16 protein-coding genes and 1 riboswitch are annotated in these 24709 nt (G+C 74.6%); of the genes, 5 read left to right on the top strand and 11 right to left on the bottom strand.

Going from position 1 to position 24709, the window contains the following annotated elements:
• The first annotated feature begins 1 nt into the window (after position 1).
• The 4 genes from JOF36_RS06030 (at position 2) to JOF36_RS06015 (ending at position 5864) form a co-directional block, all read left to right on the top strand.
• Positions 2-1129, top strand: a complete 1128-nt coding sequence (locus JOF36_RS06030) for an 8-amino-7-oxononanoate synthase (protein WP_245351451.1) — start codon at positions 2-4, stop codon at positions 1127-1129.
• An 11-nt stretch (positions 1130-1140) separates the two neighbouring features.
• On the top strand, positions 1141-1836 hold the full coding sequence (bioD, locus tag JOF36_RS06025) for a dethiobiotin synthase (RefSeq protein ID WP_210025422.1): 696 nt from the start codon (positions 1141-1143) through the stop codon (positions 1834-1836).
• Positions 1837-1897: 61 nt separating this feature from the next.
• Positions 1898-2113: riboswitch (cobalamin riboswitch) on the top strand.
• Positions 2114-2238: 125 nt separating this feature from the next.
• Positions 2239-4791 (top strand): ribonucleoside-diphosphate reductase subunit alpha, encoded by a 2553-nt coding sequence (locus JOF36_RS06020; protein ID WP_307862237.1) that lies wholly within the window; start codon positions 2239-2241, stop codon positions 4789-4791.
• A complete protein-coding gene (locus JOF36_RS06015) occupies positions 4788-5864 on the top strand; it encodes a ribonucleotide-diphosphate reductase subunit beta (protein WP_210025421.1) in 1077 nt (358 codons plus the stop codon). Before JOF36_RS06020 ends, JOF36_RS06015 begins: the two co-directional genes overlap by 4 nt.
• Before the next feature lie 110 nt (positions 5865-5974).
• On the opposite strand, the gene JOF36_RS06010 is transcribed toward JOF36_RS06015, so the two are convergent.
• From JOF36_RS06010 to JOF36_RS05970, 9 genes are all read right to left on the bottom strand, one after another.
• A complete protein-coding gene (locus JOF36_RS06010) occupies positions 5975-6817 on the bottom strand; it encodes an SDR family NAD(P)-dependent oxidoreductase (protein ID WP_210025420.1) in 843 nt (280 codons plus the stop codon).
• Between the two features lie 204 nt (positions 6818-7021).
• Positions 7022-7561, bottom strand: a complete 540-nt coding sequence (locus JOF36_RS06005) for a dihydrofolate reductase family protein (protein WP_210025419.1) — start codon at positions 7559-7561, stop codon at positions 7022-7024.
• A 115-nt stretch (positions 7562-7676) separates the two neighbouring features.
• Complete coding sequence (locus JOF36_RS06000) at positions 7677-8366, bottom strand: (2Fe-2S) ferredoxin domain-containing protein (protein ID WP_210025418.1); 690 nt, start codon at positions 8364-8366, stop codon at positions 7677-7679.
• Positions 8359-9183 carry an ABC transporter ATP-binding protein gene (locus tag JOF36_RS05995; protein ID WP_210025417.1) on the bottom strand — a complete coding sequence of 275 codons (825 nt, stop codon included), beginning with the start codon at positions 9181-9183 and terminating at the stop codon, positions 8359-8361. The genes JOF36_RS06000 and JOF36_RS05995 overlap by 8 nt, the downstream gene beginning before the upstream one ends.
• A complete protein-coding gene (locus tag JOF36_RS05990; RefSeq protein WP_210025416.1) occupies positions 9180-10217 on the bottom strand; it encodes a FecCD family ABC transporter permease in 1038 nt (345 codons plus the stop codon). The genes JOF36_RS05995 and JOF36_RS05990 overlap by 4 nt, the downstream gene beginning before the upstream one ends.
• Entirely contained in the window at positions 10214-11215 is a 1002-nt protein-coding gene (locus JOF36_RS05985; protein ID WP_307862236.1) for a FecCD family ABC transporter permease, read from the bottom strand. The genes JOF36_RS05990 and JOF36_RS05985 overlap by 4 nt, the downstream gene beginning before the upstream one ends.
• Positions 11216-11229: 14 nt before the next feature.
• The gene (locus JOF36_RS05980; protein ID WP_210025414.1) at positions 11230-12270 is read right to left on the bottom strand and encodes an ABC transporter substrate-binding protein; all 1041 of its coding nucleotides are present in this window, start codon (positions 12268-12270) and stop codon (positions 11230-11232) included.
• A 110-nt stretch (positions 12271-12380) separates the two neighbouring features.
• On the bottom strand, positions 12381-13124 hold the full coding sequence (locus JOF36_RS05975) for a CbtA family protein (protein WP_245350700.1): 744 nt from the start codon (positions 13122-13124) through the stop codon (positions 12381-12383).
• A gap of 58 nt (positions 13125-13182) precedes the next feature.
• On the bottom strand, positions 13183-13407 hold the full coding sequence (locus JOF36_RS05970; RefSeq protein WP_210025413.1) for a CbtB domain-containing protein: 225 nt from the start codon (positions 13405-13407) through the stop codon (positions 13183-13185).
• 80 nt (positions 13408-13487) lie between these two features.
• Between JOF36_RS05970 and JOF36_RS05965 the strand changes: the two genes are divergently transcribed.
• Positions 13488-14063 (top strand): histidine phosphatase family protein, encoded by a 576-nt coding sequence (locus tag JOF36_RS05965; RefSeq protein WP_307862235.1) that lies wholly within the window; start codon positions 13488-13490, stop codon positions 14061-14063.
• Between the two features lie 31 nt (positions 14064-14094).
• Here JOF36_RS05965 and JOF36_RS05960 read toward each other — a convergent pair whose 3' ends face one another.
• Together JOF36_RS05960 and JOF36_RS05955 are read right to left on the bottom strand one after the other, a co-directional pair.
• Positions 14095-15525, bottom strand: coding sequence for a DHA2 family efflux MFS transporter permease subunit (locus JOF36_RS05960; protein ID WP_210025412.1), 1431 nt, complete (start codon positions 15523-15525; stop codon positions 14095-14097).
• Entirely contained in the window at positions 15522-24680 is a 9159-nt protein-coding gene (locus JOF36_RS05955; RefSeq protein ID WP_307862234.1) for a non-ribosomal peptide synthetase, read from the bottom strand. The genes JOF36_RS05960 and JOF36_RS05955 overlap by 4 nt, the downstream gene beginning before the upstream one ends.
• Positions 24681-24709 lie beyond the last annotated feature (29 nt).

Below are 24709 nucleotides of genomic sequence, written 5' to 3'. Positions count from 1 at the left end.
GATGACCGACTGGCTCGCCCGGGCCTCGGACGAGCGGGCCCGCGCCGGGGTGGTCCGGGCCGCCGACGTGCGACGCAACCCGCAGTCCCGGCCCGGCCTGCTCGACCTGGCCTCGAACGACTACCTGGGCCTCGCCGACGACCCACGGGTCCGCGAGGCCGCCGTCGCGGCGGTCGGACGGTTCGGCACCGGCGCGCGGGCGTCGCGGGTCGTCACCGGCACCACCGCGGGGCACGCCGAGCTGGAGGCCGAGCTCGCCGACCTCACCGGCCGGCCCGCCTGCCTGGCCTTCTCCAGCGGCTACACCGCCAACCTCGGCCTGCTCACCGCGCTCGGCGACCCCGGCACCCTGTTCGTGTCCGACGCCCACGCGCACGCCTCGCTGGTCGACGGCGCCCGGCTGGCGAAGTCCCCGGTGGCGATCTGTCCGCACGCCGATCTCGCCGCGCTCGAGCGGCTACTGCGCGAACGGGAGCAGCCGCGCGCGGTGGTCGTCGTCGAGTCGCTGTACTCGGTGCTCGGCGACGCCGCCGACCTCGCCCGCACCGCCGCGCTGTGCGCCGAGCACGACGCGCTGCTCGTCGTCGACGAGGCCCACGGGGTGGGGGTCGCGGGCGCCGGCCGGGGCGCGGTGCACGCCGCCGGGCTCGCCGATGCCGAGCACGTCGTGGTCACCGCGACGCTGTCGAAGGCGCTCGGTGCGCAGGGCGGCGCGGTCCTGGGCCCGGCGGCGCTGCGCGCGCACCTGGTCGACACCGCCCGGACCTTCCTGTTCGACACCGCGCTGGCCCCGGCGGCCGCCGCGGCCGCGGCGCAGGCCTGCCGGATCGTCCGCCGCGAGCCGGAGCGGGTGGCGGCGCTGCACCGGGTCGCCGGGGTGATCGCAGAGGCGGCGGCGATCGAGCACGCGCCGGGGGCGGTGCAGTCGCTGCCGGTCGGGGACCCACGGTCCGCTGTGGACGCGGCGGCCCGGTTGCTCGACGAGGGCGTGGTCGTCGGCTGTTTCCGGCCGCCGAGCGTGCCCGACGGCGTCTCCCGGCTCCGGCTGGTCGCGCGGGCGACCCTCGACCCGGAGCGGGCCGCCGACGCCGCCCGCCAGGCCGCCGCACTCGCGGGCGTGCCGGCGTGAGCGTGCTGGTCGTGACCGGCACCGACACCGGGGTCGGCAAGACGATCGTGACGGCCGCGCTCGCCGCGGCCCTGCTCGCGCGCGGCGACACGGTGGCGGTGTTCAAACCCACCCAGGCCGGAACCGAGGACGGCCGGGGCGACATCGACGTCGTCAGCACGCTGGCCGGAGTCGGGACCGCGGTGGAGGGGATCCGACTGCCGGATCCGATGGCTCCGGTCGCGGCCGCGCGACGGGCCGAGGTGACGTTGCCCGATCTCGGCGAGCACGTGGCAGCCGTCGAGGACCTCGCCGCACGCCACGACCACGTCCTGGTCGAGGGCGCGGGCGGACTGCTCGTCGAGCTGGACGGGCACGGCCGCACGCTCGCCGACCTCGCCGCTGCCCTGTCGGTACCGGCGGTCGTGGTCTGCCGCAGTGGGCTGGGCACGCTCAACCACACCGCGCTCACGGTGGAGGCGCTGACCCGGCGGCGGATCCCGGTCGCCGGGCTGGTGATCGGCGCGTGGCCGGCGGTGCCCTCGGAGATCGAGCGGTCGAACCGGGCCGAGCTCGAGCACGCGCAGGCTGCTGTGTCCGATCGCGCCTCCGGCGCCCTGCTCGGCGCCGTGCCGGAGGGCGCGGGCCGGCTCGATCCCGCGCGGTTCCGGGCCGAGGCCCCCGGCTGGATCCGTCCGCCGTTCGGCCTCGCCCCCGGCCCGCCGTAGCCGGATGACCAGCGGCTACCCCGTTTTGTAGGGGTCTCGAACGTGTTGTGGCCCAACATGTAGTGTTCGACGTGCTGGTGGTTCACCGGTCCCGCACGGGCCGGTGAGGCAAGAGGGAACCCGGTGCGACTCCGGGGCTGCCCCGCAGCGGTGAACGGGAACGACCGCCGTCAACGAGCACTGGGAGCCCTGCTCCCGGGAAGCGACGGCCAGTAGGCCGGGTGCACGTCATCCACCGCCCGTGAGTCCGAAGACCTGCCACCGGTGCGCGCACCGCCGGTGCGTGCAGCTCCGGGGCCTCGCGGGAGGGCACCAGGGTGTGGTGGGTCGCGCGCGTCGCACTCCGCCGCCTCCTCCGCACGCGGGTCACGGACCGACGGCGACTCGCGAGGAGAGAGACCCGTGACCGCATCCACCGCTCCCCCGACCGGCCTGCATGTCACCCGGCCCGACGGATCGCGGGCCCCGCTCGACCGCAGCCGGGTCGAGACGGTGCTCGCCGAGGCCCTGCACGGCATCGACGACGTCGAGGCGGCCCCCGTCCTGTCCGAACTGGGCCGGACCGTGTACGACGGGATCACCGCCGACGAGCTGTCCCAGGCACTCGTCATGGCCGCCCGGACCCTCGTCGAGCGGGAGCCGAACTACTCGCTGGTCGCGTCCCGGCTGCTCATGGACCGGCTGCGGGCCGAGGCCGTGTCGCACCTGGCCGGCACGCCGGAGGCCCCCGACCAGGCCACGATGGCCGGGAACTACGCGGCCTACACCCGGGACTACCTGCGGCACGCGATCGCGATCGGTCTGGTCGACCCGGAGCTCGCGACGTTCGACCTGGACCGGGTGACCGCCGCGCTGCGACCGGAGCGGGACGTGGCGATCGGTTTCCTGGGGCTGCAGACCCTCTACGACCGCTACCTGCTGCACGAGCGCGGCAGCCGGTTCGAGCTGCCGCAGGCGTTCTTCCTGCGGGTCGCGATGGGCCTGGCGGTCCGCGAGACCGACCGGGAGGCCCGGGCGATCGAGTTCTACGAGCTGCTGTCGAGCTTCGACTTCATGGCCTCCACCCCGACGCTGTTCAACTCCGGCACCACCCGCCCGCAGCTCTCGTCGTGCTTCCTCACCACCGTCGACGACGACCTCGACTCGATCTTCGGCGGCTACCGGAACAACGCGCTGCTCGCGAAGTACTCCGGCGGGCTGGGCAACGACTGGACCCCGGTCCGCGGGCTCGGCGCGCACATCCGCGGCACCAACGGCGTCTCGCAGGGCGTCGTGCCGTTCCTCAAGATCGCCGGGGACACCGCGGTCGCGGTCAACCAGGGCGGCAAGCGCAAGGGCGCGGCGTGCGCCTACCTGGAGACCTGGCACGTCGACATCGAGGAGTTCCTCGACCTGCGCAAGAACACCGGCGACGACCGGCGCCGTACCCACGACATGAACACCGCGAACTGGGTGCCGGACGAGTTCCTGCGTCGGGTCGACGCGGACGGCGAGTGGACGCTGTTCTCCCCGGACGAGGTTCCCGACCTGCACGACCTCTACGGCACCGCGTTCGCGCAGCGGTACCGCGCCTACGAGGCCGCGGCGGAGCGGGGCGAGATCCGGGTGCACCGCACCGTGCGGGCGGTGGATCTGTGGCGGCGGATGCTGACAATGCTGTTCGAGACCGGGCACCCGTGGATCACGTTCAAGGACCCGTGCAACCTGCGCAGCCCGCAGCAGCACGCCGGCGTCGTGCACTCGTCGAACCTGTGCACCGAGATCACGTTGAACACCAAGGCCGGCGAGGACGGCGAGGTCGCGGTCTGCAACCTCGGCTCGGTGAACCTCGCCGCGCACATCGGGCGCGACGGCCTGGACATCGCGAAGCTGCGCCGCACCGTCACCACGGCCGTCCGGATGCTGGACAATGTCGTGGACATCAACTTCTACACGATCCCGGAGGCCCGCCGCTCCAACCTGCGCCACCGACCGGTCGGGCTGGGGATGATGGGCTTCTCCGACGCGCTGTTCACCCAGCGCATCGCCCCGGGCAGCGACGCGGCGGTGGAGTTCGCCGACCGCAGTGCCGAGGCGCTGAGCTACCACGCGATCACGGCGTCGTCGGACCTCGCGGTCGAGCGCGGCCGCTACGGCTCGTTCGAGGGCTCGCTCTGGAGCCGCGGCATCCTGCCGATCGACTCGCTGACGCTGCTGGCCGACGCCCGCGGCCCGGGAGAGCTCGATATCGACCGGTCGTCCACCCTGGACTGGGACGCGCTGCGGGAGAAGATCCGCAGCCAGGGGATGCGCAACTCCAACGTCCTCGCGATCGCACCGACCGCGACGATCTCCAACATCTGCGGGGTCGGGCAGTCGATCGAGCCGATCCACCTCAACCTGTACGTGAAGTCCAACATGTCCGGTGACTTCACCGTGGTGAACCCGCACCTGGTCCGCGACCTCAAGGAGCGCGGGCTGTGGGACGAGGTCATGGTCGCGGACCTGAAGTACTTCGACGGCTCGCTCGCCGAGATCGACCGGGTGCCTGCCGACCTGAAGGAGCTGTACGCGACCGCCTTCGAGATCGAGCCACGATGGCTGATCGAGGCCGCGTCGCGCCGGCAGAAGTGGCTGGACCAGGCGCAGTCGCTGAACCTGTACCTGGCCGGGCCGAGCGGCCGCAAGCTCGACGAGCTGTACCGGCTGGCCTGGCGCAGCGGCCTGAAGACCACCTACTACCTGCGGACCCGGGCGGCGACGTCGGTGGAGAAGTCGACGCTCACGGGCACCGACGGCCGGCTCACCGGCGTGCCGAGCTCCCCGAGCGAACCCACCGCAGCCGGACCCACAGCCGGACCTGCCGCCGCACCCGACCACGGCATCGCCCGCCCGCCGGCGAGCGGCACCGAGCTGGACCTGGACGCCGCTGCCGCCTGCTCGATCGACGAACCCGACTGCGAGGCCTGCCAGTGACCACTGTGGAGAACAACCCCGACACGACCGGGCTCGGCGAGATCGCCCGCGGCGCCGCCCCGATCGACGCCGACGACAAGCGCATGATCAACACGCGGGCCGACGTCAACCAGCTCCTCCCGCTCAAATACCACTGGGCCTGGGAGAAGTACCTCGCCGGCTGCGCCAACCACTGGATGCCGACCGAGGTCGCGATGCAGGCCGACATCGCGCTGTGGCGCACGCCGGGCGGCCTGACCGACGACGAGCGCCTCATGCTGACCCGCAACCTGGGCTTCTTCGCCACCGCGGAGTCGCTGGTCGCGAACAACATCGTGCTCGCCGTCTACCGGCACCTCACCAACCCCGAGTGCCGGCAGTACCTGCTGCGCCAGTCGTTCGAGGAGGCCGTGCACACGCACACCTTCCAGTACGTCTGCGAGTCCCTGGGACTGGACGAGGGCGAGCTGTTCAACGCGTACCGCACGGTCCCGTCGATCACCGAGAAGGACGAGTGGGCGCTGCGCTACACCCAGGCACTGTCCGATCCGGACTTCCACACGGGCACTCCCGAGAACGACCGGGCATTCCTGCGCGATCTGATCGCCTTCTACGTGGTGTTCGAGGGCATGTGGTTCTACACCGGGTTCGCGCAGATCCTCGCCCTCGGGCGCCGCAACAAGATGGTCGGGATCGCCGAGCAGTACCAGTACATCCTGCGCGACGAGTCGATCCACCTGAACTTCGGCATCGACTGCATCAACCAGATCAAGCTCGAGAACCCGCACCTGTGGACGGACGACTTCGTCGCCGAGATCCGGGCCATGCTGCACGAGGCGTGCGAGCTGGAGGTCGCCTACGCCCGCGACACCATGCCGCGCGGGATGCTCGGGCTGACCGCCGGCTCCTGCGAGCAGTACCTGCGCTTCATCACCGACCGCCGGGCCGAGCAGATCGGGCTGGCACCGCTGTTCGGAGCGGCCGAGAACCCGTTCCCGTGGATGAGCGAGGCGATGGACCTGCGCAAGGAGAAGAACTTCTTCGAGACGCGGGTGACCGAGTACCGCTCCGGCGGCTCCCTGGAGTGGGACTGACGCCGAACCGCTGCCCCTCGGGCCCCGGTCATCCCGCCGAGATGCGGCCCATGGCGAGTTGTCGATCTCGGCACGACCCTGAGCTGCATCTCGGCGGGATCGATGGCCCGCTACTTGGCGCCCATGCCCGCATCGACGCGCAGCACGTGCCCGGTGATCTGGTCGGCGTTGTCCGACGCCAGGAACAACACCGCGTCGGTGATGTGCTGCACCTCGGTCCGCCACTTCGACCCCGGCATGTTGCCCGCCGCGGAGAACATCTCGTAGGCCTCGTCGGGCGCCATGCCGGCCTCGCCGGCGAGGCCCCACACCATCCCGGAGCCCTGCCCGTCACCGGGCCTGATCGTGGCCGGGGCGATGCAGTTGACGTTGATGTCGAACTCCGCGAGCTCGAAGGCCCAGGCCGAGGTCAGGCCCTGGAGGGCGTGCTTCGCGGCGACGTAGTGCGACAGCTGGGCGTGCCCGGCCCCCGTCACCCCCGACGAGATGTTGATGATCTTCCCGGCGCGGCGGCCGATCATGTTCGGCACCACGTACTTGGCCACGTACGTGTGGCCCTTCACGATCGTGTCGACCACCGCGTCCAGCACGTGCGACCGCATGCCCTGGATCGTGTCGAGCGCGGCGACACCGGCGTTGCACACGAGCACGTCGATGCGGCCGTCGAAGTACTCCAGCGCCTTCGCCACGTTCGCCTCGACCTGCGACTCGTCACGGATGTCGCACGGCAGCGGGATCGCCCGGCGCCCCCTGCTCTCGATCTCGCGCACGGTGTCCTCGAGCATCTGCGCGGTCGCCAGCGGATAGATGTCGGGGATCGGCTCGGTGATGTCGAGGGCGGCGACGTCCGCGCCCGCGTCGGCGAACGCCAGGGCGTGGCTCAGCCCCTGCCCCTTCGCCGCTCCCGTGATCAGGATGTTCTTGCCCTCGAGTCCGCGCAGTGCAGCCGCCATGGCCGCCCCCTTCCCGTTCGCCGGCACCGGGGCCGGGTGATGGCGGCCACGTTAGCGACAAGGAGAGGAACGTAACAAGGTCTCTAACGCCGCCATGGCGGTCTCCGTGGGCGCAGGAGTGCTACTTCCGAGCCGGGTCAGACGAGGGCGCACCCGCCGAACCGGGCGAATCGACGTTCTGCGTGGTGAGGATCCTGACCCCGGTCACCGGGTCGCGGGCGTGTGCACGACGTGCAGTGTCCCGTTGGCCAACGACCTCACCGAGGCGAGCGGCAGCGGGAACGACTCCGTGCCCTCCGGGAACAGCCGCGCGCCGGTGCCGACCACGACCGGGTGCACGAGCAGATGGAGCTCGTCGAGGAGCCCCTCCGCGATCAGCGAGCGGATCAGGGTGACGCTGCCGCTCATCCCCAGGTCCGGCCCGTCACCCGCCTTGATCTCCCGCAGCCGGTCCGCCCAGTCGGCGCCGAGGACGGTGGCGTTGCCCCACTCGGCCGACTCCAGCGTGGTCGACACGACGAACTTGGGCGGGGCGGCCATCTGGTCGGCGAACTCCTCGCCCGCCAGCGGCGCGAAGTACTCGGCGAAACCGACATAGGTGGTGCGTCCGAGCAGCATGCGCGACTGCATGAGCGTGCCGACGACGGCGCCGACCTCGTCGTCGAAGTACGGGAAGTGCCACGTCTCGGGCGCCTCGACGACGCCGTCGACGGAGGTGAACAGACCTGCGATGATCTTGGACATTGTGGACCTCTCATGGGTGGGCTGCAGTGTCACGGACTTGGACACCGGCGACCGCCGAAACTCATCGGCGCCTCCACGAGGGCCCGCCCGTGTACGGACGACCCGCAACGGTCGGCTACTGGTGCCGGTCGGCGGACGCGGCGTTCGGATCGTGTTCAGCGACGAGCGTGTCGGCTTCGGCCGTCCCCACGTGCGTGTGCCAGGTGTTCCCGTCGACGACCAGCGGGCCGAGGTTGCAGGGGCCGAGGCATCCGCACGGGGTCACCTGAGTGCCGGTTCCCCGTGCGGCCGCGGCCAGCGCGCGGTGGGTGGCTCCGGCCCCGTACACCAGGCAGCGCGGCCCGCGGCAGACGAACAGGTGTCGCTGCGGCACGTCGAGCACCGACCAGGCGGGGCTGGTGAACCCGGCCGGAGACGCGGTGATCGGCTCTCCCTCGACGGTGGCCAGCCCCGCGACGGCGTCGGCGGCGAGACCGGTGAGGCCGGGCGCGATCCTCACCTCGCAGGGCGCGGCCGCGGCGGAGCGCCAGTGCGCGACCGCCCGGCCGATCCACGTCCGCAGGTAGCGGTCGGCGGGCACGGCCAGCGGGACGCACAGCACGTCGGTGACGCCTGCCGCAGCGAGCTCGTCGAGTACTGCGGGGATCGACGGATCCAGCTGGTCCAGGTGGGCGACCCGCACCGTGGCGCGCACCCGACCGGCCACGTCGGCGGCCAGGCCGGCGAGGGAACGTTCGTCCACTCCGGAGGGTGTCGGCCGGGCGACGAGCACCAGGGCGCGGGCGTGGCGGGCCGGTTCAGTCAACTGCGGTACTCCTGTTCCCGGCAACCGCACGGCGGCGCGCACCCGGGCGCGGCAGCACGAGTGGCGTCCCGGTGAGCGGGTCCGGCGTCACGAGCGCGTCGACGCCGAACACCGAGGACACCAGCTCCTCGGTGACGACGGCGGACGGGGCGCCCTCGGCGACGATCCGGCCGTCGCGCATCGCGAGCAGGTGGTCGGCGTAGCGGGCGGCGAGCTCCAGGTCGTGCAGGACCATGACGATCGTGCGGCGTTGCCCGGCGTTGACGGCGCCCAGCAGGTCGAGCACGTCGAGCTGGTGGGCGAGGTCGAGGAACGTGGTGGGCTCGTCGAGCAGCATCGTCCCCGGCCCCTGGGCCAGCACGAGCGCGATCCAGGCCCGCTGCCGCTGCCCGCCGGACAACTCCGCGACGGGCCGGTCGGCCAGCTCGGTCATTGCCGTGGCGTGCAGCGCCGCGGACACCGCGGCCTCGTCGTCGGCCGACCACTGCCGGAACCAGCGCTGGTGCGGATGCCGCCCGCGTCCGACGAGATCGGCGACGGTGATGCCGTCCGGGGTGCTCGGCTGCTGCGGGAGCACCCCGAGCCGGCGCGCGAGCTCGGTCGCGGGCAGTCGCGCGATCTCGGAGCCGTCGAGCAGGACGCGCCCCGAGGACGGGCGCATCAGCCCGGCGAGCCCCCGCAGCAGGGTCGACTTCCCACAGGCGTTCGGGCCGACGATCACCGTGATCCGGGCCGCCGGGATCGTGACCGACTGGTCGTCGACCACCAGCTTCCCCGGGGTGTAGCCGAGGGCGAGGTTCTCGCCGGACAGCGTCATCCGCTCGCTCCGATCCGGTTGCTGCGCACCAGTAGCGCGATGAGTACGGGGGCGCCGACCACGGCGGTGACGACCCCCACCGGCAGCTCGCGCGGCGCGAACGCGGTGCGGGCGAGGAGGTCGGCCGCGACGACGACGAAGGCCCCGGTCCCGGCCGAGGCCACCAGGCCGGGGCTGCGCTCGGCGAGCACCCGCCGCACGATCTGCGGGGCGACGAGCGCGACGAAGCCGACCGGCCCCGCCGAGGCCGTGGCCAGCGCGGACAGGCCGACCGCACAGGCCAGCAACGTGACCCGGGCCCGTCCGACGCGCGGGGACAGCGACCGGGCGAGATCGTCACCGAGCTCGAGGACCTGCAGCCGCCGCACCAGCGCGAGCACGACGGGGAGCAACAGGCACAGCCCTGCCGCGACCGGCACGACGTCCGGCCAGCTCCGGCCGGACAGGCTGCCGACCAGCCACACCGCCGCCGCGTACGCCGCGTTGATCTCCGCGCGGCTGAGCAGGAACGTCGCCGCCGAGCCCAGCATCGCGGCCACGCCGATCCCGACCAGTACGAGCCGGTAGCCGGAGAAGCCGTTGCGCCAGGCGACGGCGTACACCGTCAGTGCGGCGAGCACGGCGCCGGCGAGTGCGCCACCGGTCACCCAGGCCGCCGAGGCGCCGAACCCGATGATCATCACGACGGCGCCTGCCGAGGCCCCCGCATTGATGCCGATCACGTCCGGGCTGACCAGCGGGTTGCGCGCGAGACGCTGGAGCACGCCCCCGGCGACGCCGAACGCGGCTCCCACCAGGACGCCGGTCAGCGCCCGCGGCAGCCGGTGGGAGACGACGATGTCGTAGGTGATCAGGCTCCCGTTCCCGGCGAGGGTGTCGAGCACGGTCGGCAGCGGGAGCGGGTACTCGCCGATCGTGATCGCCGCCAGGCCCACGGCGACCGCGCCCGTCCACGTCGCGATCGCCAGGACCAGGCCCCGGACACCGATCCGGGCCGACACCGGCCCCCGCCGCAGGACCAGGGTCGCGGTCACAGCTCGGCCACCTTCCGGGTCCGGACCAGGTGCAGGAACATCGGGCCGCCGAGCAGCGCCGCGGTCACGCCGATGTGGACCTCCTCGGGGGCGATCACCACGCGGCCCACCACGTCCGCGAGCAGGACCAGACCCGCCGCGAGCAGCGCCGACAGCGGCAGCACCCACCGGTGTGCGGTTCCCACCAGCACCCGGGCGGCGTGCGGCGCCACCAGCCCGACGAACACGACCGGCCCGGCCAGCGCGGTCGCCGTCCCGGCCAGGACCACGACGGCGGCGAGTCCGGTCCCGCGGGTGAGACCGGGCCGGGCGCCGAGGCTGCGGGAGGCGTCCTCACCGAGGGCGACCGCGTCGAGCCGCCGGACGAGCAGGACCGCGAGAACGACCCCGACGACGGCGAACGGCAGCGCCTGTCCGACCGTGGGCAGGTCGGCCCGCGCGAGCGAGCCGATGATCCAGTAGCGGTAGCGGGCGAACAGGTCCCGGTCCAGCAGCACGAACGCCGAGGTCACGGCGGTGAGCAATGCGGACACCGCAGCGCCGGCGAGCGCGAGCTTGACCGGGGTCGCCCCGTCCCGGCCGGACCCGCCGATGGCGTACACGGTGAGTGCCGCGACGGTGCCGCCGAGGAAGCCGAACCAGACGAAGCCGGCCAGCGAGCCGATCCCGGCGGTCATCACCGCGATCATCGCCGCGGCGGCGCCCGCGTTCACCCCGAGCGTGTCCGGGCCGGCCAGGGGGTTGCGGGTGACGCCCTGGGCGACCGTCCCGGCCAGCCCCAGGCAGGCCCCCGCCAGCAGGCCGCACAGGGTGCGCGGCAGCCGGACGTGACGGACCACGAAGTCCGACGGCGCCCCGGTGAAGCGCAGCAACCCGTCGGACAGCTCGGCCCAGGCCAGCGGGCGGGCCCCGACCTTCATCGACAGGACCGTCCCCGCGACGACCAGGACGACGGCGCCGGGCAGCGCCCAGGGCGCGGCGGCACGCGGCCGAAGCACGGCTGCCGCGACGGTCACTCCGGGTGGACCAGGTCCGCGACCCGCTCGGCCGCGTAGGGGGCCCTCAGACTGGCCGCCCGGTCGGCGAACAGGAAGGCGAACACCTTCCGCTGCTCGACGGCCGTGCTGCCTGCCAGCGCCGGGTCGGTCAGGATCTGCTGCACGTCGGCCTGACCGTCCTCGTCGACGGTGGCGGCATCACAGCAGGTCGAGGTGAGGATGACGTCCGGGTCCCGGGCGATCAGCTCCTCCTTGGACACCGCGACGTGCCGCCGCTCGGTCAGGTCACCGAACGCGTTCTCGGCACCGGCCATCTCCAGGATCCGCGTCCCGAAGTCGATACCGGACGCGACGCGGTAGCTGCCGTCGTCGTCGTTGAGCAGGATCGCCACCCGCGGCTTCACCTTGCCGGCCACCCGCTCCTGCACCGTCGCCACCTTGGCCCGCAGCTCGGCGACCAGCTCCTCGGACCGCTGCTGCACACCCAGCACGCGGCCGAGCGAGTGCAGGTCACCGTAGATCGTCTCCATCGACACCTGGGCCGGGTCGATCGCCTCGTCGGACAGCCCGTCCGCCGACGGGCACAGCGGCGCGTTGACCCAGGTCTGCACACCGAGCGCGGACAGGTCGGCCCGGGTACTGATCGACTCGTCCCCGGTGGTGGCGAACACATTGTTGTATCCGGCCAGCACGAAATCCGGGTTCGCCGACAACAATGCCTCGCGCTGTGGCAGGTCAGGGACATACGGGACACTCGCCTGCGCCTCGGCGAACGGGGCGAGAACCGGCGCGTCGAGCCAGGCGGTGCCCACGAGCCGGTCATCACTCACGCCGAGCGCGTGCAGCGTCTCGATGGCGGGCTGGTAGAGGGCGTAGATCCGCTCCGGGGGCCCCGGGACCGTGACCTCGATCCCGCAGTTCACCTCGGTGACCGCGCCCTCGGTGCCCGCCGCGATCTCCGGGGCGGGTGGACCGCCGCAGGCGGACAGGGCCACCGCCGCGGCGGACAGCACGGCAACAGGTAACGACCGGCGGATGACGGACCGGGCGGACATCGCAGCTCCTCGTCGATCGGCGACACACCGAAAGTTGATGAACTGTTCATATGTCATGGCGTGCTGCTGGCGCCACCCATCCCGGATGTCCGGAACGTCACCCTTGCCGGTCAGCCGACGGCCGCGCGGTCGGCCGCTCCGGACGGCGCGCCCGACCGGCCGCCGACGAGCGCGCCGAACACCGCGGCCAGCACACCCCAGAGGACCGCGTGCGCCCCGAGCGCCGCGATCCGGAAGTCGTAGAGCACCGCGGCCGGGAAGTCGCCCGGGGTCTCGGCGACGGTCGGCAGCAGCGACCCGACGACCAGTACCAGCACCAGGTAGCCGGCGGTCGCGGCCAGCACGGCGTTCCACCAGCCCGCCCGCTCGGCCAGCCGCCGGGCGAGCACGACCGCCAGCACCGCGAGCGCCACCGAGACGAGCACGAACAGCAGGTAGAACCCGGTCCGGTTGCCGATGGTGGCGTCCTCGGTGGACGCCGGCGGATTCGCCGGGTACTTGACCAGCGGCACCAGGACCGCCGCGACGAACCCGATCAGCGTGACCACGACCGCCGCCCCGCGCGCCCCCAGCGGCCCGAGCCTGCCGCGCGCGAACGCGTAGGCCAGCGCGACGAACCCGCCGACGGCGATGCCGTAGACGACGTAGGCGACCCCGAGCCCGAGCGAGGCCTGCACCCCGCGGCTCACCAGCTCCTCGTGGTCGTGCTCGCCGGCCGCGTGGGCCATCGCGTCCTCGAACGCGATCCCGCCGTCGAGGGCCGGCTCGCCGAAGACCCGGGCGAACACGAAGGCGACCAGCCCGGCCACCAGGCCCGCGAGCATCCCGCGGACCAGCAGCGTCCTCATGACCATGACGGACTCCCGCCGGTACCGGTGTCCACTGCGCGCGCTCCGTTCGGTGCCACGGGGATCAGTGGCACGGGAAGCCCAGCAGGTGCCGGCCGTCGTGCACGAACTCGTGGATCGCCTCACCGGGCACGAGGGTGGTCACACCCTGGTCGAAGCCGACGAGATAGAGCAGCACCAGCGCGACGACCCCGGCGAGCAGCGCCCACGGCGCGATCTCGCGCAGCGGGATCGGGGCGGGCACGGCACCGGGCGCGGAGACCGCGGCGGGCACGGCGGCCTGAGTCATGATCAGCTCCTCACGGCACGATACGCACACCTGAACAGATGCGCGGAGAAATGCTGCGCCCGAAACCCGCAGGGAGTCAAGTGAGCCGAGCCTCCAGCCGCATCACGCTCGTGGTGCACGCCGAGACCGCCACGACCACAGCCGCGGCGTTCCCGGTGGACGAACCGCCCACGGAGCGCGGAACCTCCGCGGCGACGGCCGCCCGCGACAGGGTCCCGCGCGCCGGAGAGCTGCGTCACGCGCCGGACCGGGCCTGCGTCGCCACCTGCGCGGCGCTGGGGCTCGACGCGCTCCCGGATCCCGGCCTGCGGGGCTGGGACGCCGGGCGGTGGGCCGGGCAAACCCTGGACGAGGTCGCCGCCGAGGAGCCCGATGCACTGCGGGACTGGCTGACCCGCCCGGACGCGGCTCCGCACGGCGGGGAGTCACTGGAAAGCCTGATCGAACGGGTCGGGGCCTGGCTCTCGGCCCGGCGAGCCGGGCACACGCTGGCGATCTGTGGGCCCGCCGTCGCGCGGGCGGCCGTGGTCCACGCGATCGGCGCGCCCGCGTCCGGGTTCTGGCGGGTCGACGCCGCCCCGCTCACCGGTACCGACCTGCGCGGTGGGTCGGGCCGGTGGACGGTCCGGGCGACCGGACGCCCGCTGTTGCCGTAGGAGGACCGACGGCAACACCCGGCGGCCGTGCTCACCGAGCTGGACCGGATCCTCGCCGGGCAGGGCTGACGCCGGGCAGCCGGGTCGCACCGACGAGCGCGAGCAGGCAGAACCCGAGCACCCACCAGAACGTCTGTCCGAAGGCGACGGCGGCGGCGCCGGGGGTACCCGGCCCGAGCGCGGCCAGCCGGGACTGCAGGATCACCGCGACCAGCGCCGTGCCGACCGAGCCACCGAGGGTGTTGAGCAGGTTCAGCGCGCTCGCCGCCCGCGGGATCATCTCCTTGGCCATGGTGCGGTACACCAGCGCCATCACCGGTGCCCCGATCAGCGCCGAGCCCGCGCCACGGACCAGCAGCGACGTCGCCACGAGTGCGTCCGACGGATCCTGGGCGAGCTGGGTGAACACCACGGTGCCCAGCGCCACCAGCCCGATCCCGGCCAGCACCAGGTTCCGCGGTGCGATCCGGTCGACCAGCCGGTTGACCAGCAGCGCCCCGGCGAGCGCGCCGACCCCCTGCGGGGCGAGCAGCAGGCCGGTCTCCCAGGCGTCCAGGCCGCGGCCGGTCTGCAGGTAGAGCGGGAGCAGGAAGGTCGCGCCGAACACCGAGAGCCCGAGGATCACCAGGGCGAGCGCGGCCGGGCCGAACGGGTTGCGTGCGAACAGCCGCGGGTCGATCAGCGGGGTGCCGCGGGTGCGCAGCCCGTGCACCACGAACAGCACCAGCATCGCCAGCCCGGCGAGGCTCACCGGTACCCCGGGCAGCGGCCCGCCGGTCCGTTCGAGCTCGGTCAGGCCGAGCACGAACACCGCCAGGCCCGGCGAGAGCAGCAGCGCCCCGCGGACGTCGAACGCGGCCCCGCGCGCTGCCGCGGTGTCCCGCGGGACCAGCAGCACCGCCAGCACCGCCGCGCCGATCCCGATCGGCAGGTTGACGTAGAACAGCCACGGCCAGGTCGCGACGCCCAGGATCGCGCCACCGGCGAGCGGGCCGAGGACCGGCGAGAGCAGCGGCACCATCCCGACGATGCTGATCACCCGGCCGATCCGGGAGGGTCCGGCGAGGCGGGCCAGAACCGCCTGCCCGGTCGCCGGGAGGAGCCCGCCGGCCAGGCCCTGCAGCACCCGGAACGCGACCAGCGAGGTCAGCGACCAGGCCAGTGCGCAGAGCGCGGACGCCGCGACGAAACAGAGCACCGCGACGATCCACGTCCGGCGCCCGCCGAACCGGTCGACCAGCCAGCCGGACGCCGGTACCGCCGCGACCACGGCGAGCAGGTACGCAGTGCTCACCCACTGCACCTCGACCGGGGTCGCGTCGAACTCGGCCGCCAGGGTGCTCACCCCGACGGCGACGATCGTCGCGTCCAGGGTGGCCATGAACGTGCCCAGCACGAGCACGAACGCCGCCCGCACCAGCGGGGCATCGATCCGGTCGGGTGCCTCGGCGCCGGCGCTCATCGTCGACCCGTTCCCGCGGGCGGGCCCGGCTCCGACGACACGGCCAGTGCCGCGAGCTCGTCGCGCAGCAGCGCAGCGAGCTCGGCGATCCGGGCCTCGTCGAACAGCGCCGAAGGCCAGGTGAACCGGATCCCCAGGGTGCGGGGCTCGCCGGTGGCCAGGGCGTTCACCGCCAGCTCGTGCGGGAACGGCATGGCATCGGGTTCGCCGGAGCCGAGCGGCCCGGCGTCGGACGGGGCACGCCACTCCTGGTCCTGTCCGGTGGGAGCGGTGAAGCGCCCCAGGTAGTTGAACGTGATCCGCGGCCGGTCGACCGCACCGAGGGGACGGTCCGGGGCGTCGCGCAGCAGGCCGTACCCCAGGCCGCCGCCGCCCGCACGCAGCTGCCGTCCGACGCTCGCCGGACCGCCGGCGCCCGGCCGCACCACGGCGGGGGTCACCGTGGTGAACCAGCCGACGGTCCGCGACAGGTCGACCGGACCGGATCCGTCCGGCGCCGTCTCCGGGCGGCCGTGGCCCTGCAGGTCCACCAGCAGCTCGGGCTCGCCGCCGCGGCCACGCCAGCGGTGGGTCGCCCGTGTCAGTGCGGTCAGCAGCACCGCGTCCGCCGTGCTCCGGTACGCGGCCGGCAGCGTGGTGAGCACCGCGGCGGTGGTCTCGGGGTCGAGCCGGATCTCGTGGTGGCGCGCGGTGCCGATGGTGTCGCGGGCCGGGTCGGCGGGGACGTCGCCCCAGCCGGCGTCGGTCACCGCCGCGACCTCCCGCCAGTGTCCGAGCTCGTCGCGGCGGGCGTCCACGGCCGCGGCCAGCGACCGGGCCCAGCCGACCCAGGACCGGCCGGTCGGCGGCACCGACGGGGGCTCGCCCGCGACGACGGCGCGGTACGCCTGGGCGAGGTCGTCGAGCAGGATCCGCCACGAGACCGGGTCGACCACCAGGTGGTGCGCGAGCAGCACGAGGCGCCCGGGCCGTGTGGGTCCGGCGTCCAGCCATTCGGCACGCAGCAGCGGGCCGCGGTACGGGTCGAGCGTGGCGCGGGCGGCCGCGATCCGCTCGTCGGCCATCACGCGCGGATCGTCGGTGGGCCGCAGCACCGTCCGCACCAGCACGTCCGCGCCAATGACCGCCCCCGGGCCGGGCACCCGGAGCACCGGTTCCACGCCGGCGTCCGGGACGGCCAGGTGCCCCCGCAACGCGTCGTGCCGCTCCAGCAGCGCGTCCAGCACCGCCCGCCAGGTCGCCTCGTCACCGCCGGCCGGCACGACGGTCTCGGTCCACTGGCAGTACCCGGCCGACGGATCGCCCGGCCGGCCGGGGCCGCCGCGGCGCAGCAGGTCCCGCATCACCGGGGTGAGCGGCGCTTCCCCGGTGACCGGGCCGGCAGCGGTGGTGGTGGTGGTGGTGGTGCCGGCGGCCGGGATCGCGCGGGCCGCCATCCCGGCCGCCGAGCCGCCGTCGAACACGTCGCGGGCGCTGAGCAGCCAGCCGGCCCGGCGGGCCCGGGAGATCACCTGCAGCGAGACGATGCTGTCGCCGCCGGCGTCGAGGAAGTCGTCGTCCGGGCCGAGCGTGCCGGTACCGAGCACCTCGCGCAGCACGCCGAGCAGCACCCGTTCGGCCTCGGTCGCGGGCTCGCGGACCGGGCCCGCATCCGGGCCGGTGGGTGCGGGCAGCGCGGCGCGGTCCAGCTTCCCGGCCGGGGTCAGCGGCAGCCGGTCCAGCGCGACCAGGTGCGACGGCACCAGGTGCGCGGGCAGTTCCGCGGCCAGCTCACTTCGCCAGCGCTGCGGGTCGGCCGTGGCGCCGGTCTCCGGGACGGCGTACCCGATCAGCCGCCCGTCCCGCACGACGACGGCCGCGGCGCGCACCCCGGCCAGCCCGGCCAGGGCGGTCTCGACCTCGCCCGGCTCCACCCGGAACCCGCGGATCTTCACCTGGTCGTCGGTCCGGCCGAGGAACACCAGCTGCCCGTCCGGGCGCAGCCGGACCCGGTCGCCGGTGCGGTACATCCGGGCCCCGGGCGGGCCGAACGGGTCCGCGACGAACGACGACGCCGTCGCGCCCGGCCGGCCCAGGTAGCCGCGGGCCAGGCCGGGTCCTGCCAGGTACAGCTCACCGTCGCGGCCGGCACCAACCGGCGTCAGGCCGGCGTCGAGCACGTAGGCGCGGGTACCGGCGTCGGGCCGGCCGATCGGCAGCGGCCCCGGGTCGCGCGAATCGAACCGCCAGGCGACCGCGTTGACCGTGGCCTCGGTGGGGCCGTAGCAGTTGACGAGCGCGCGCCGGTCACCCCAGCGCGCGGCGGTCGCCGGGTCGAGGCGCTCGGCTCCGACCAGCAGGGTGATCGCCGGGTCGAGCGGCCGGTCCTCCGGCATCGCGGCGAGGAACGACGGCAGCAGGTTCACCACGGTGACGCGCTGCTGCTCGATGTGCTCGAGCAGCGCCTCGGCGGAGTCGCGCACCTCCGCCGGGGCGATCACCGAGGTGGCCCCGGACAGCAGCGCCATCACCGTCTGGAACAACGCGACGTCGAAGCTGGTGGACGCGAAGTGCAGCACGCGGTCGTCCGGGGTGATGCCGAAGACGTCCTCCTGCAGGGTCACCAGGTCGGGCAGGCCGCGGTGGGTCACCCCGACCGGCTTCGGACGCCCCGTCGTGCCGGAGGTGAAGATGACGTAGGCGAGCCGGTCCGGGTCGGGCGCGGGCAGCGCGACCGGACCGGGCTCGGGTGTGTCGAGATCCAGCCGCAGTCGCGGGACCCCGTCGAGCAAGGCCCCGACGTCGTCGGTGGCGGCGACGGTCAGCGCCGCGGCGGGCGGGGTGTCGGCGACCATCGCGGCCAGCCGGGCCGGCGGGTAGGCCGGGTCCAGCGGCAGGTAGACGGCGCCGGCGCGCAGGACGCCGAGGATCGCGACGGCCATCTCGACGTCGCGCTCCAGCAGCACCGCGACCGGCTGCTCGGGGCGAACCCCGGCCGCGACCAGCCCGCGGGCCAGCCGGTCGGAGCGCCGGTCCAGCTCGGCGTAGCTCAGCACCCGGTCCCGGCACTGGACAGCCGGGTGGTCGGCGCGCGCGGTCGCGATCCGGGCGAACCGCGCCAGCAGCGGCTCGGTCGCGGGCGGCCCACCGTCGGCGACGGCGAGCGCGGCGGCGTGCCGCGCGTCGTCGAGCAGCGGCAGCGCGGCGGCGGGCCGCTCCGGGTCGGCGACGAGCTCGTGCAGCACGGTGTGCAGAGCGTCGCCGAGCGCGGTGACGGTCGTGTCGTCCAGCGCGGCGGGCTGGTGGCCCAGGCCGAGGACGATCGCGTCGTCCGGGATCACGACGACGGTCAGCGGGTAGTGCGTCGCGTCCGAGATCTCCACGCCGGTCACCACCGGCCCCGGCCCGTCGCCGGCAGCCGGTTTCCGCTCGGCGGCCGGGAAGTTCTCCATCACCAGCATCGTGTCGAACAGGTCGCCGACCCCGGCCGCGCGCTGCACCTCGGGCAGCCCCACGTGGTGGTGCTCGGAGAGCGCGACGGCCTGGTCGTGCACGGCGGACAGCACCGCGGCCGCGGTGTCGCCGGGTGCCCAGCGCACCCGTACCGGCACGGTGTTGCCCAGCTGCCCGACCATCCGCTCGACGCCGGGGACCTCGGCCGGTCGCCCAGACACGGGCTGGCCGAACAGCACGTCGCGCCGGCCCGTGGCGCGGCCGAGCACGAGCCCCCACGCGGTGTGCAGCACCGCGGTGAGCGTGACGCCCCGCTCGCGGGCGAACCGGCGCAGCGCAGCACTGAACTCGGTGCCGAGCTCGACCGGATGCCGCTGCGGGCGGGCCACCGCGGTCCCGGACGCGGCCGGGGCGAGCCGGGTGCCCTCCTCGATGCCGTCGAGCAGCTCCCGCCAGGCCGTCCGGGCGGCGTCGTGGTCGCGGGCGGCCAGCCACGCGAAGTGCTCGGCCACCGGTGGCGGTGCCGGCACCGCGGGCCCACCGCCGAGCTCGTCGTGGATGCCCAGCAGGGCGCGCCCGACCAGCGGCATCGACCAGCCGTCGAGCAGCGCATGGTGGTTGGTGATGGCCAGCCGGTGCTCACCCGGACCGAGCCGGACCAGCAGGAACCGGATCAACGGCGGGCGGGCCGGGTCGAACGGGCGGGCCTGCTCGGCGGCCGCGACCTCCGCGAACCGCTCCGGGGCCCCCGTCAGGTCGACGAACCGCCAGTCGAGGTCCACACCGGACGGTACGACCTGGACGACCTGTCCGTCGTCGAGCGCCGCCAGATGGATCCGCAGCGACGGGTGGCGGCGCAGCAGCTCCGCCGCGGCCGCCCGCATCCGCTCCGGGTCCGGCTCCCCGGCCAGCGTGACGACCGCCTGGACGACGTAGACGTCGGTGTCGCCCTCGGCCATGGCCATGCTGTGGAACGCCAGCCCGGCCTGCAGCGCGGTCGCCGGGAGGACGTCGGCCAGCGGCCGCTCCCGCTGCAGCTCGTCGATCGTGGCCTGGTCGAGGCGGACCAGCGGCAGGTCGGACGGGGTGAGCCCGCCACCGCCGGGGCCGATCCGGTCCGCGTGCGCGGCCAGCCCGGCGACGGCGTCGGCGAACGCCCGCTGCACCGCGGCCACCCGGCCCGGGCCGAGCACCGCACCGGCCGCGATCCACTCGACCCGCAGGTGCTCGCCGGCGTCGCCGACGTTGAGGAAGGAGTTCAGCGCGAGCAGCTGTTCGAGGGCCTTGCCGGGCGGCTCGGTCACCGCGAACGCCGAGCCCGCCGGCATCCGCCAGCCCTCGCCGGGAGAGGCGGCGAATCGGCCGAGATAGTTGAGCAGCACGTCCGGCGGGGCCGCTGTGCCCAGCTCGTCGCGGGTGTGCGGGTCGAGATGACGGAGCACGCCGTAGCCGGAGCCGTCACCGGGCACGGCACGGGCGGCCTCCTTCACCGCGCGCAGCAACCGCCCGGCGGCGGGCCCGCCGGCCAGCGCGTCGCGCAGCGCGTCCGGATCGCTGACGGCGTCGAGCGGCAGCCGGACCGGGTGCTCGACGGTGAACCAGCCGACCGTGCCGGCGAGATCGGCGCCGGTGGACTCGCGGCCGTGTCCCTCAGTGCTCACGGTGACCGCGTCGGCCTGTCCGGCTACGACGCGCAGGGCCAGTGCCAGCGCGGCGAGCAGCACCTCGTCGACGCCCGCCCGGTAGGCCGCGGGCAGCCGCTCCACCAGCGCGGCGGTCTCGGCGGGGGTGAGCGCGGTGACGTCGTGGTCCGCGGTGCCGACGGTATCCCGGCGCGGGTCCAGCGGCCGGTCGCCGATCCGGGCGGACGCGGCCAGCGCCGAGCGCCAGTACGGCAGCTCGTCGCGGTGGGTCCCCTCGCGGCCCTGCTCGGCGAGCAGCGTGGCGTGCCGGCGCCAGGACGCGCCGGCTCGCGTCGGGGTGGGCGCGGCCCCGGCCGCCGCGGCCCGGCACGCGCGGTGCAGGTCCGGCAGCAGCACCCGCCAGGAGACGCCGTCGGCGGCGAGATGGTGCACGACGATCAGCAGCCGGTCCGGTTCGCCGGGGCCGGTACGGGCCAGCAGCACCCGCACCAGGTCGGCGCCGGCCGGGTCGAGCTCACCGGCCAGGAACTCGGCCAGCGAGGTGACGCGGTCGTCGGTGAGCGGGCCGGTCACGGTCTCGCGAACCACCCGCGCGGCGTCGACCGCGTCGGCAGGCAGGACCTCGAGCTCGGCGGTCGCGGGCACGGCGCCCGCCTCGGGATGACCGGGCACCGGCTCGGCACCGCGTTCCGGAGCAGCACCGGAGCCACCGGACGAGTCCCGGGCCGGGCCGCAGCGCAGGCGCAGGGCGTCGTGCCGCTCCAGCAGGGCCCCGACCGCGGCGGTGAGGTCGTCGGTGTCGAGCGGGGTGTCGATCCGCAGCGCCGTCCACTGGGCATACCCGGCGATCGTGGCCGGGTCCGGGTTCGGGTCGAGCAGGCCGCGCACGATCGGGGGCGCGGGGGCCGGGCCGGTGGGGTCGTCGGCCGGGGCGTCCGGCTCCGGTGCGGCGGTCGGGGTCGCGGCGACGGCGAGCGCGGCCAGGCTGCGCCGGGCCAACAGGTCGCGCGGGCGCAGCTCCAGCCCGGCCTCGCGCAGCCGGCTGCCGACGGCGATCGCGGAGATCGAGTCGCCGCCGAGGGCAAGGAAGTCGTCGTCGACGTCGATCCGCTCGGCGCCCAGGACGCCGGCGACCACGTCGTGCAGCGCCCGCTCGGCGTCGGTGCCCGGCGCCCGCCCGGACGACGACGGCGCCGGGGCCGGCAGCGCGGCCCGGTCCAGCTTACCGTTCACCGTGGTCGGGAGCGTGTCGAGGACCAGCACCGTCGACGGCACGAGGTGCTCGGGCACGCGCGCGGCCATCGCCTCGCGCGCAGCGTCGGGGGTGAGGTCGCCGGTCACGTAACCGACGAGCCGGTCCCGGCCCGCCTCGGCGCGCACGGTCACCGCGGCCGTGCCCACCCCGGGCACGGCGGCCAGCTCGGCCTCCACCTCGCCCAGCTCGACCCGGTACCCGCGGATCTTGACCTGGCCGTCGTCGCGGCCGAGGAACTCCAGTCCGTGCGCGGCGAGCCGGGCGCGGTCGCCGGTGCGGTACATCCGGCCGGGGTGGAACGGATCGGCGACGAACCGTTCCGCCGTCACCCCGGGGCGGTCCAGGTAGCCCAGCGCCAGGTGCGGCCCGGCCAGGTACAGCTCGCCGGGCTCGCCGTGGGCGACCGGCTGCAACGCGGCGTCGAGCAGGTAGCCGCGGGTGCCCGCGAGCGGGAACCCGATCATCGGATGTTCGCCGGTGATCGGGGCGACCGTGGCGTCCACAGTGGTCTCGGTGGGCCCGTACAGGTTGAACGCGGTGATGCCGGTTGCGGCGACCCGGCGCCACAGCGGCGCCGGCGTGGCCTCGCCGCCGAGGATCAGCACCGACGGGCGGTACCCGGTGTCGTCGGGCAGGCCGGTGCCGTCGAGGAGGCCGGCGTCGAGCAGCGGCCCGGCCAGCGACGGCGTGGTGTCGACGACGTCGATCCGATCCGCGCGCAGGGCGGCGGCGAGCGCGTCGCCGTCGCGGACCATGTCGGTGCCGTAGAGGTGCAGCTCGTGCCCGGCGAGCAGCCAGGTCAGCTGGTCGAGCGCGGCGTCGAAGGCGAACGAGTAGGTGTGCGCGGCCCGCAGGTCGCGCCCGGCCGCCCGCTCGGCCGCGGCGACCAGGGTGCCGCGGTGGTGGTGCACGAGCGCGGCCAGCCCGCCGGCCCGGGCGAGCACGCCCTTCGGGCGGCCGGTGGAGCCGGAGGTGTAGATCACGTAGGCGGGCCGGTCCGGGTCGAGCGGCCCGGACGACGCGGGCCCGGCCGGGAGCGGGCCGGTCGGGTCGAGCACCGGGATCCCAGGTTCGCCGGGCAGGTCTCCGAGCGTGCCGGGAGTCGCGAGCAGCAGCACCGGGCGGGCGTCGTCGAGCAGCTCACGACGCCGCTGCGGCGGGTGGGCGGGGTCGAGCACCAGGAACGCGGCCCCGGCGTCGAGCACCGCGAGCAGCGCGATCACCAGCGCGGGTTCGCGGGGCAACGACACCGCCACCACGTCACCCGCCCCGACACCACGCCCGCGCAGTGCGGCGGCCAGCTCCCGGACCCGATCGACCAGCTCGCCCGCGGTGAGCCGGGTGCCGTCGTGCGCCAGCGCGGACCGGTCCGGTCGCGCGGCGAGGTCGTCGAGCAGCTCCGGCACGTCCTTCGGGGTGCCCGCCGGCGCCGGGCGGTCCAGCGCGGCCAGGACGCGGTCCCGCTCACCGCGGTCGAGCAGCTCCACCGCACCGACCGCGGGCAGCTCCGGAGCCGCGAGCGCGGTGATCAGATCGGCGACCGCGTCGAGGCGCCGGCGCACCGTGGGCTCGTCGTTGGTCCGGGCGTCGGCCTCGAAACCGAACAGCAGGCCGCCGTCCGCGGTCGGGGTGGCGGTCAGCCCGAGGTCCTCCGGCGGGCCGCCGGCCACGTTGACCAGCACCCCGGTCGCGTCGCCGAGCTCGACGGCGAAGTCGAACGCCTTCAGGTTGATCCCGCGCCCGTGCAGCAGCTCACCGGCTCCGGGCAGCTCGCGGGGCAGGTCCTCCCCGCGGTGCCGCTGGTGTGCCCGTACCTCCCGCAGGGCGACCGCGGTGCGCCGGCCCAGCTCGTCGAGCCGGTCGCCGGGCCGCACGTCCAGGCGCAGCGGCAGCACGTTCACCATCATCGCCGGGGTGCGCAGTGCGGCCGACCCGACGCGGCACATCAGCGGGAGCGCGAACACGACGTCGGTGCGGTGCGTGATGCGGTGCAGGAACGCGGCGTACCCGGCGATGACCAGCTCGCCCCAGGTGACGCCCGCGTCGTCGGCCACCGCCTTCAGCCGCCCGACGACGCCGGGCCCCAGCTCCCGGCGCGCGGTCACCGTGCGACCGGCCGGCCCGTCCGCCGTGGATGGTGTGTCGCCCGGCTCCGGCATCGGCGTGAGCAGGTCCCGCCAGAACACGCGGTCCTGATCGGACTGCTCGCCCGCCCGGTACTCCAGGTCGGCGGCGACGACGTCGGCGAACGGGCGGAACGGGTTGCGCGGTGGCTCCTCGCCGCGGACGGCGGCGGTGTATCGGGCCCCGATCCGGCGGCACAGCATGGTCGCCGAGTAGCCGTCGAACACCAGGTGGTGCCCGAGCTGCAGGTACCGGACCGTGTGGTCGTCGAGTACCGCGACCGACGGGTGGAACAGCGGCCGGTCGACCATCTCGCGGCACTCCCGGGCGATCCGGGCCCGCTCGGCGACGACGAGCTCGCGGGCCGCGGCCTCCGGATCGGCGGCATCGCGCAGGTCCACCACGGGCGGCTGCGGGACGGGCGAGCGGTCCACCCACTGCCGCGGCCCGTCCGGGGTGGACACCACGCGCAGCCGCAGCGTCTCGGCCTCGGCGACGGTGGCGCGGATCGCCTCGAGGAGCGCCGGGACGTCCACCGTGGACGCGCCGGAGATCTCCAGGACGTCACCGACGACGTAGTACGGCGAGTCCGGCTCCAGCCGCTGGGCGTTCCAGATGCCCAGCTGGGCGCCGGTCAGCTCCAGCAGCCCGGCTCCAGCGCTCTGCGTGGTCTCCTCGGTCCGGACGGTCGCCGTGCGCACCGCTCTCCTTCGCTCGCAGTGTCGTGCCT

The sequence above is a fragment of the Pseudonocardia parietis genome, assembly GCF_017876315.1.
Taxonomy (GTDB): domain Bacteria; phylum Actinomycetota; class Actinomycetes; order Mycobacteriales; family Pseudonocardiaceae; genus Pseudonocardia; species Pseudonocardia parietis.
This window is presented reverse-complemented; position numbering and strand designations above follow the sequence as displayed.

What these genes read in the sequence shown, in the direction of transcription:
- JOF36_RS05980 (WP_210025414.1), bottom strand. Translation starts at nt 12,270, where the DNA reads ATGTCCGCCCGGTCCGTCATCCGCCGGTCGTTACCTGTTGCCGTGCTG.
- JOF36_RS06005 (WP_210025419.1), bottom strand. Translation starts at nt 7,561, where the DNA reads ATGTCCAAGATCATCGCAGGTCTGTTCACCTCCGTCGACGGCGTCGTC.
- JOF36_RS05975 (WP_245350700.1), bottom strand. Translation starts at nt 13,124, where the DNA reads ATGGTCATGAGGACGCTGCTGGTCCGCGGGATGCTCGCGGGCCTGGTG.
- JOF36_RS05970 (WP_210025413.1), bottom strand. Translation starts at nt 13,407, where the DNA reads ATGACTCAGGCCGCCGTGCCCGCCGCGGTCTCCGCGCCCGGTGCCGTG.
- JOF36_RS05960 (WP_210025412.1), bottom strand. Translation starts at nt 15,525, where the DNA reads ATGAGCGCCGGCGCCGAGGCACCCGACCGGATCGATGCCCCGCTGGTG.
- JOF36_RS05995 (WP_210025417.1), bottom strand. Translation starts at nt 9,183, where the DNA reads ATGACGCTGTCCGGCGAGAACCTCGCCCTCGGCTACACCCCGGGGAAG.
- JOF36_RS06030 (WP_245351451.1), top strand. Translation starts at nt 2, where the DNA reads ATGACCGACTGGCTCGCCCGGGCCTCGGACGAGCGGGCCCGCGCCGGG.
- JOF36_RS06010 (WP_210025420.1), bottom strand. Translation starts at nt 6,817, where the DNA reads ATGGCGGCTGCACTGCGCGGACTCGAGGGCAAGAACATCCTGATCACG.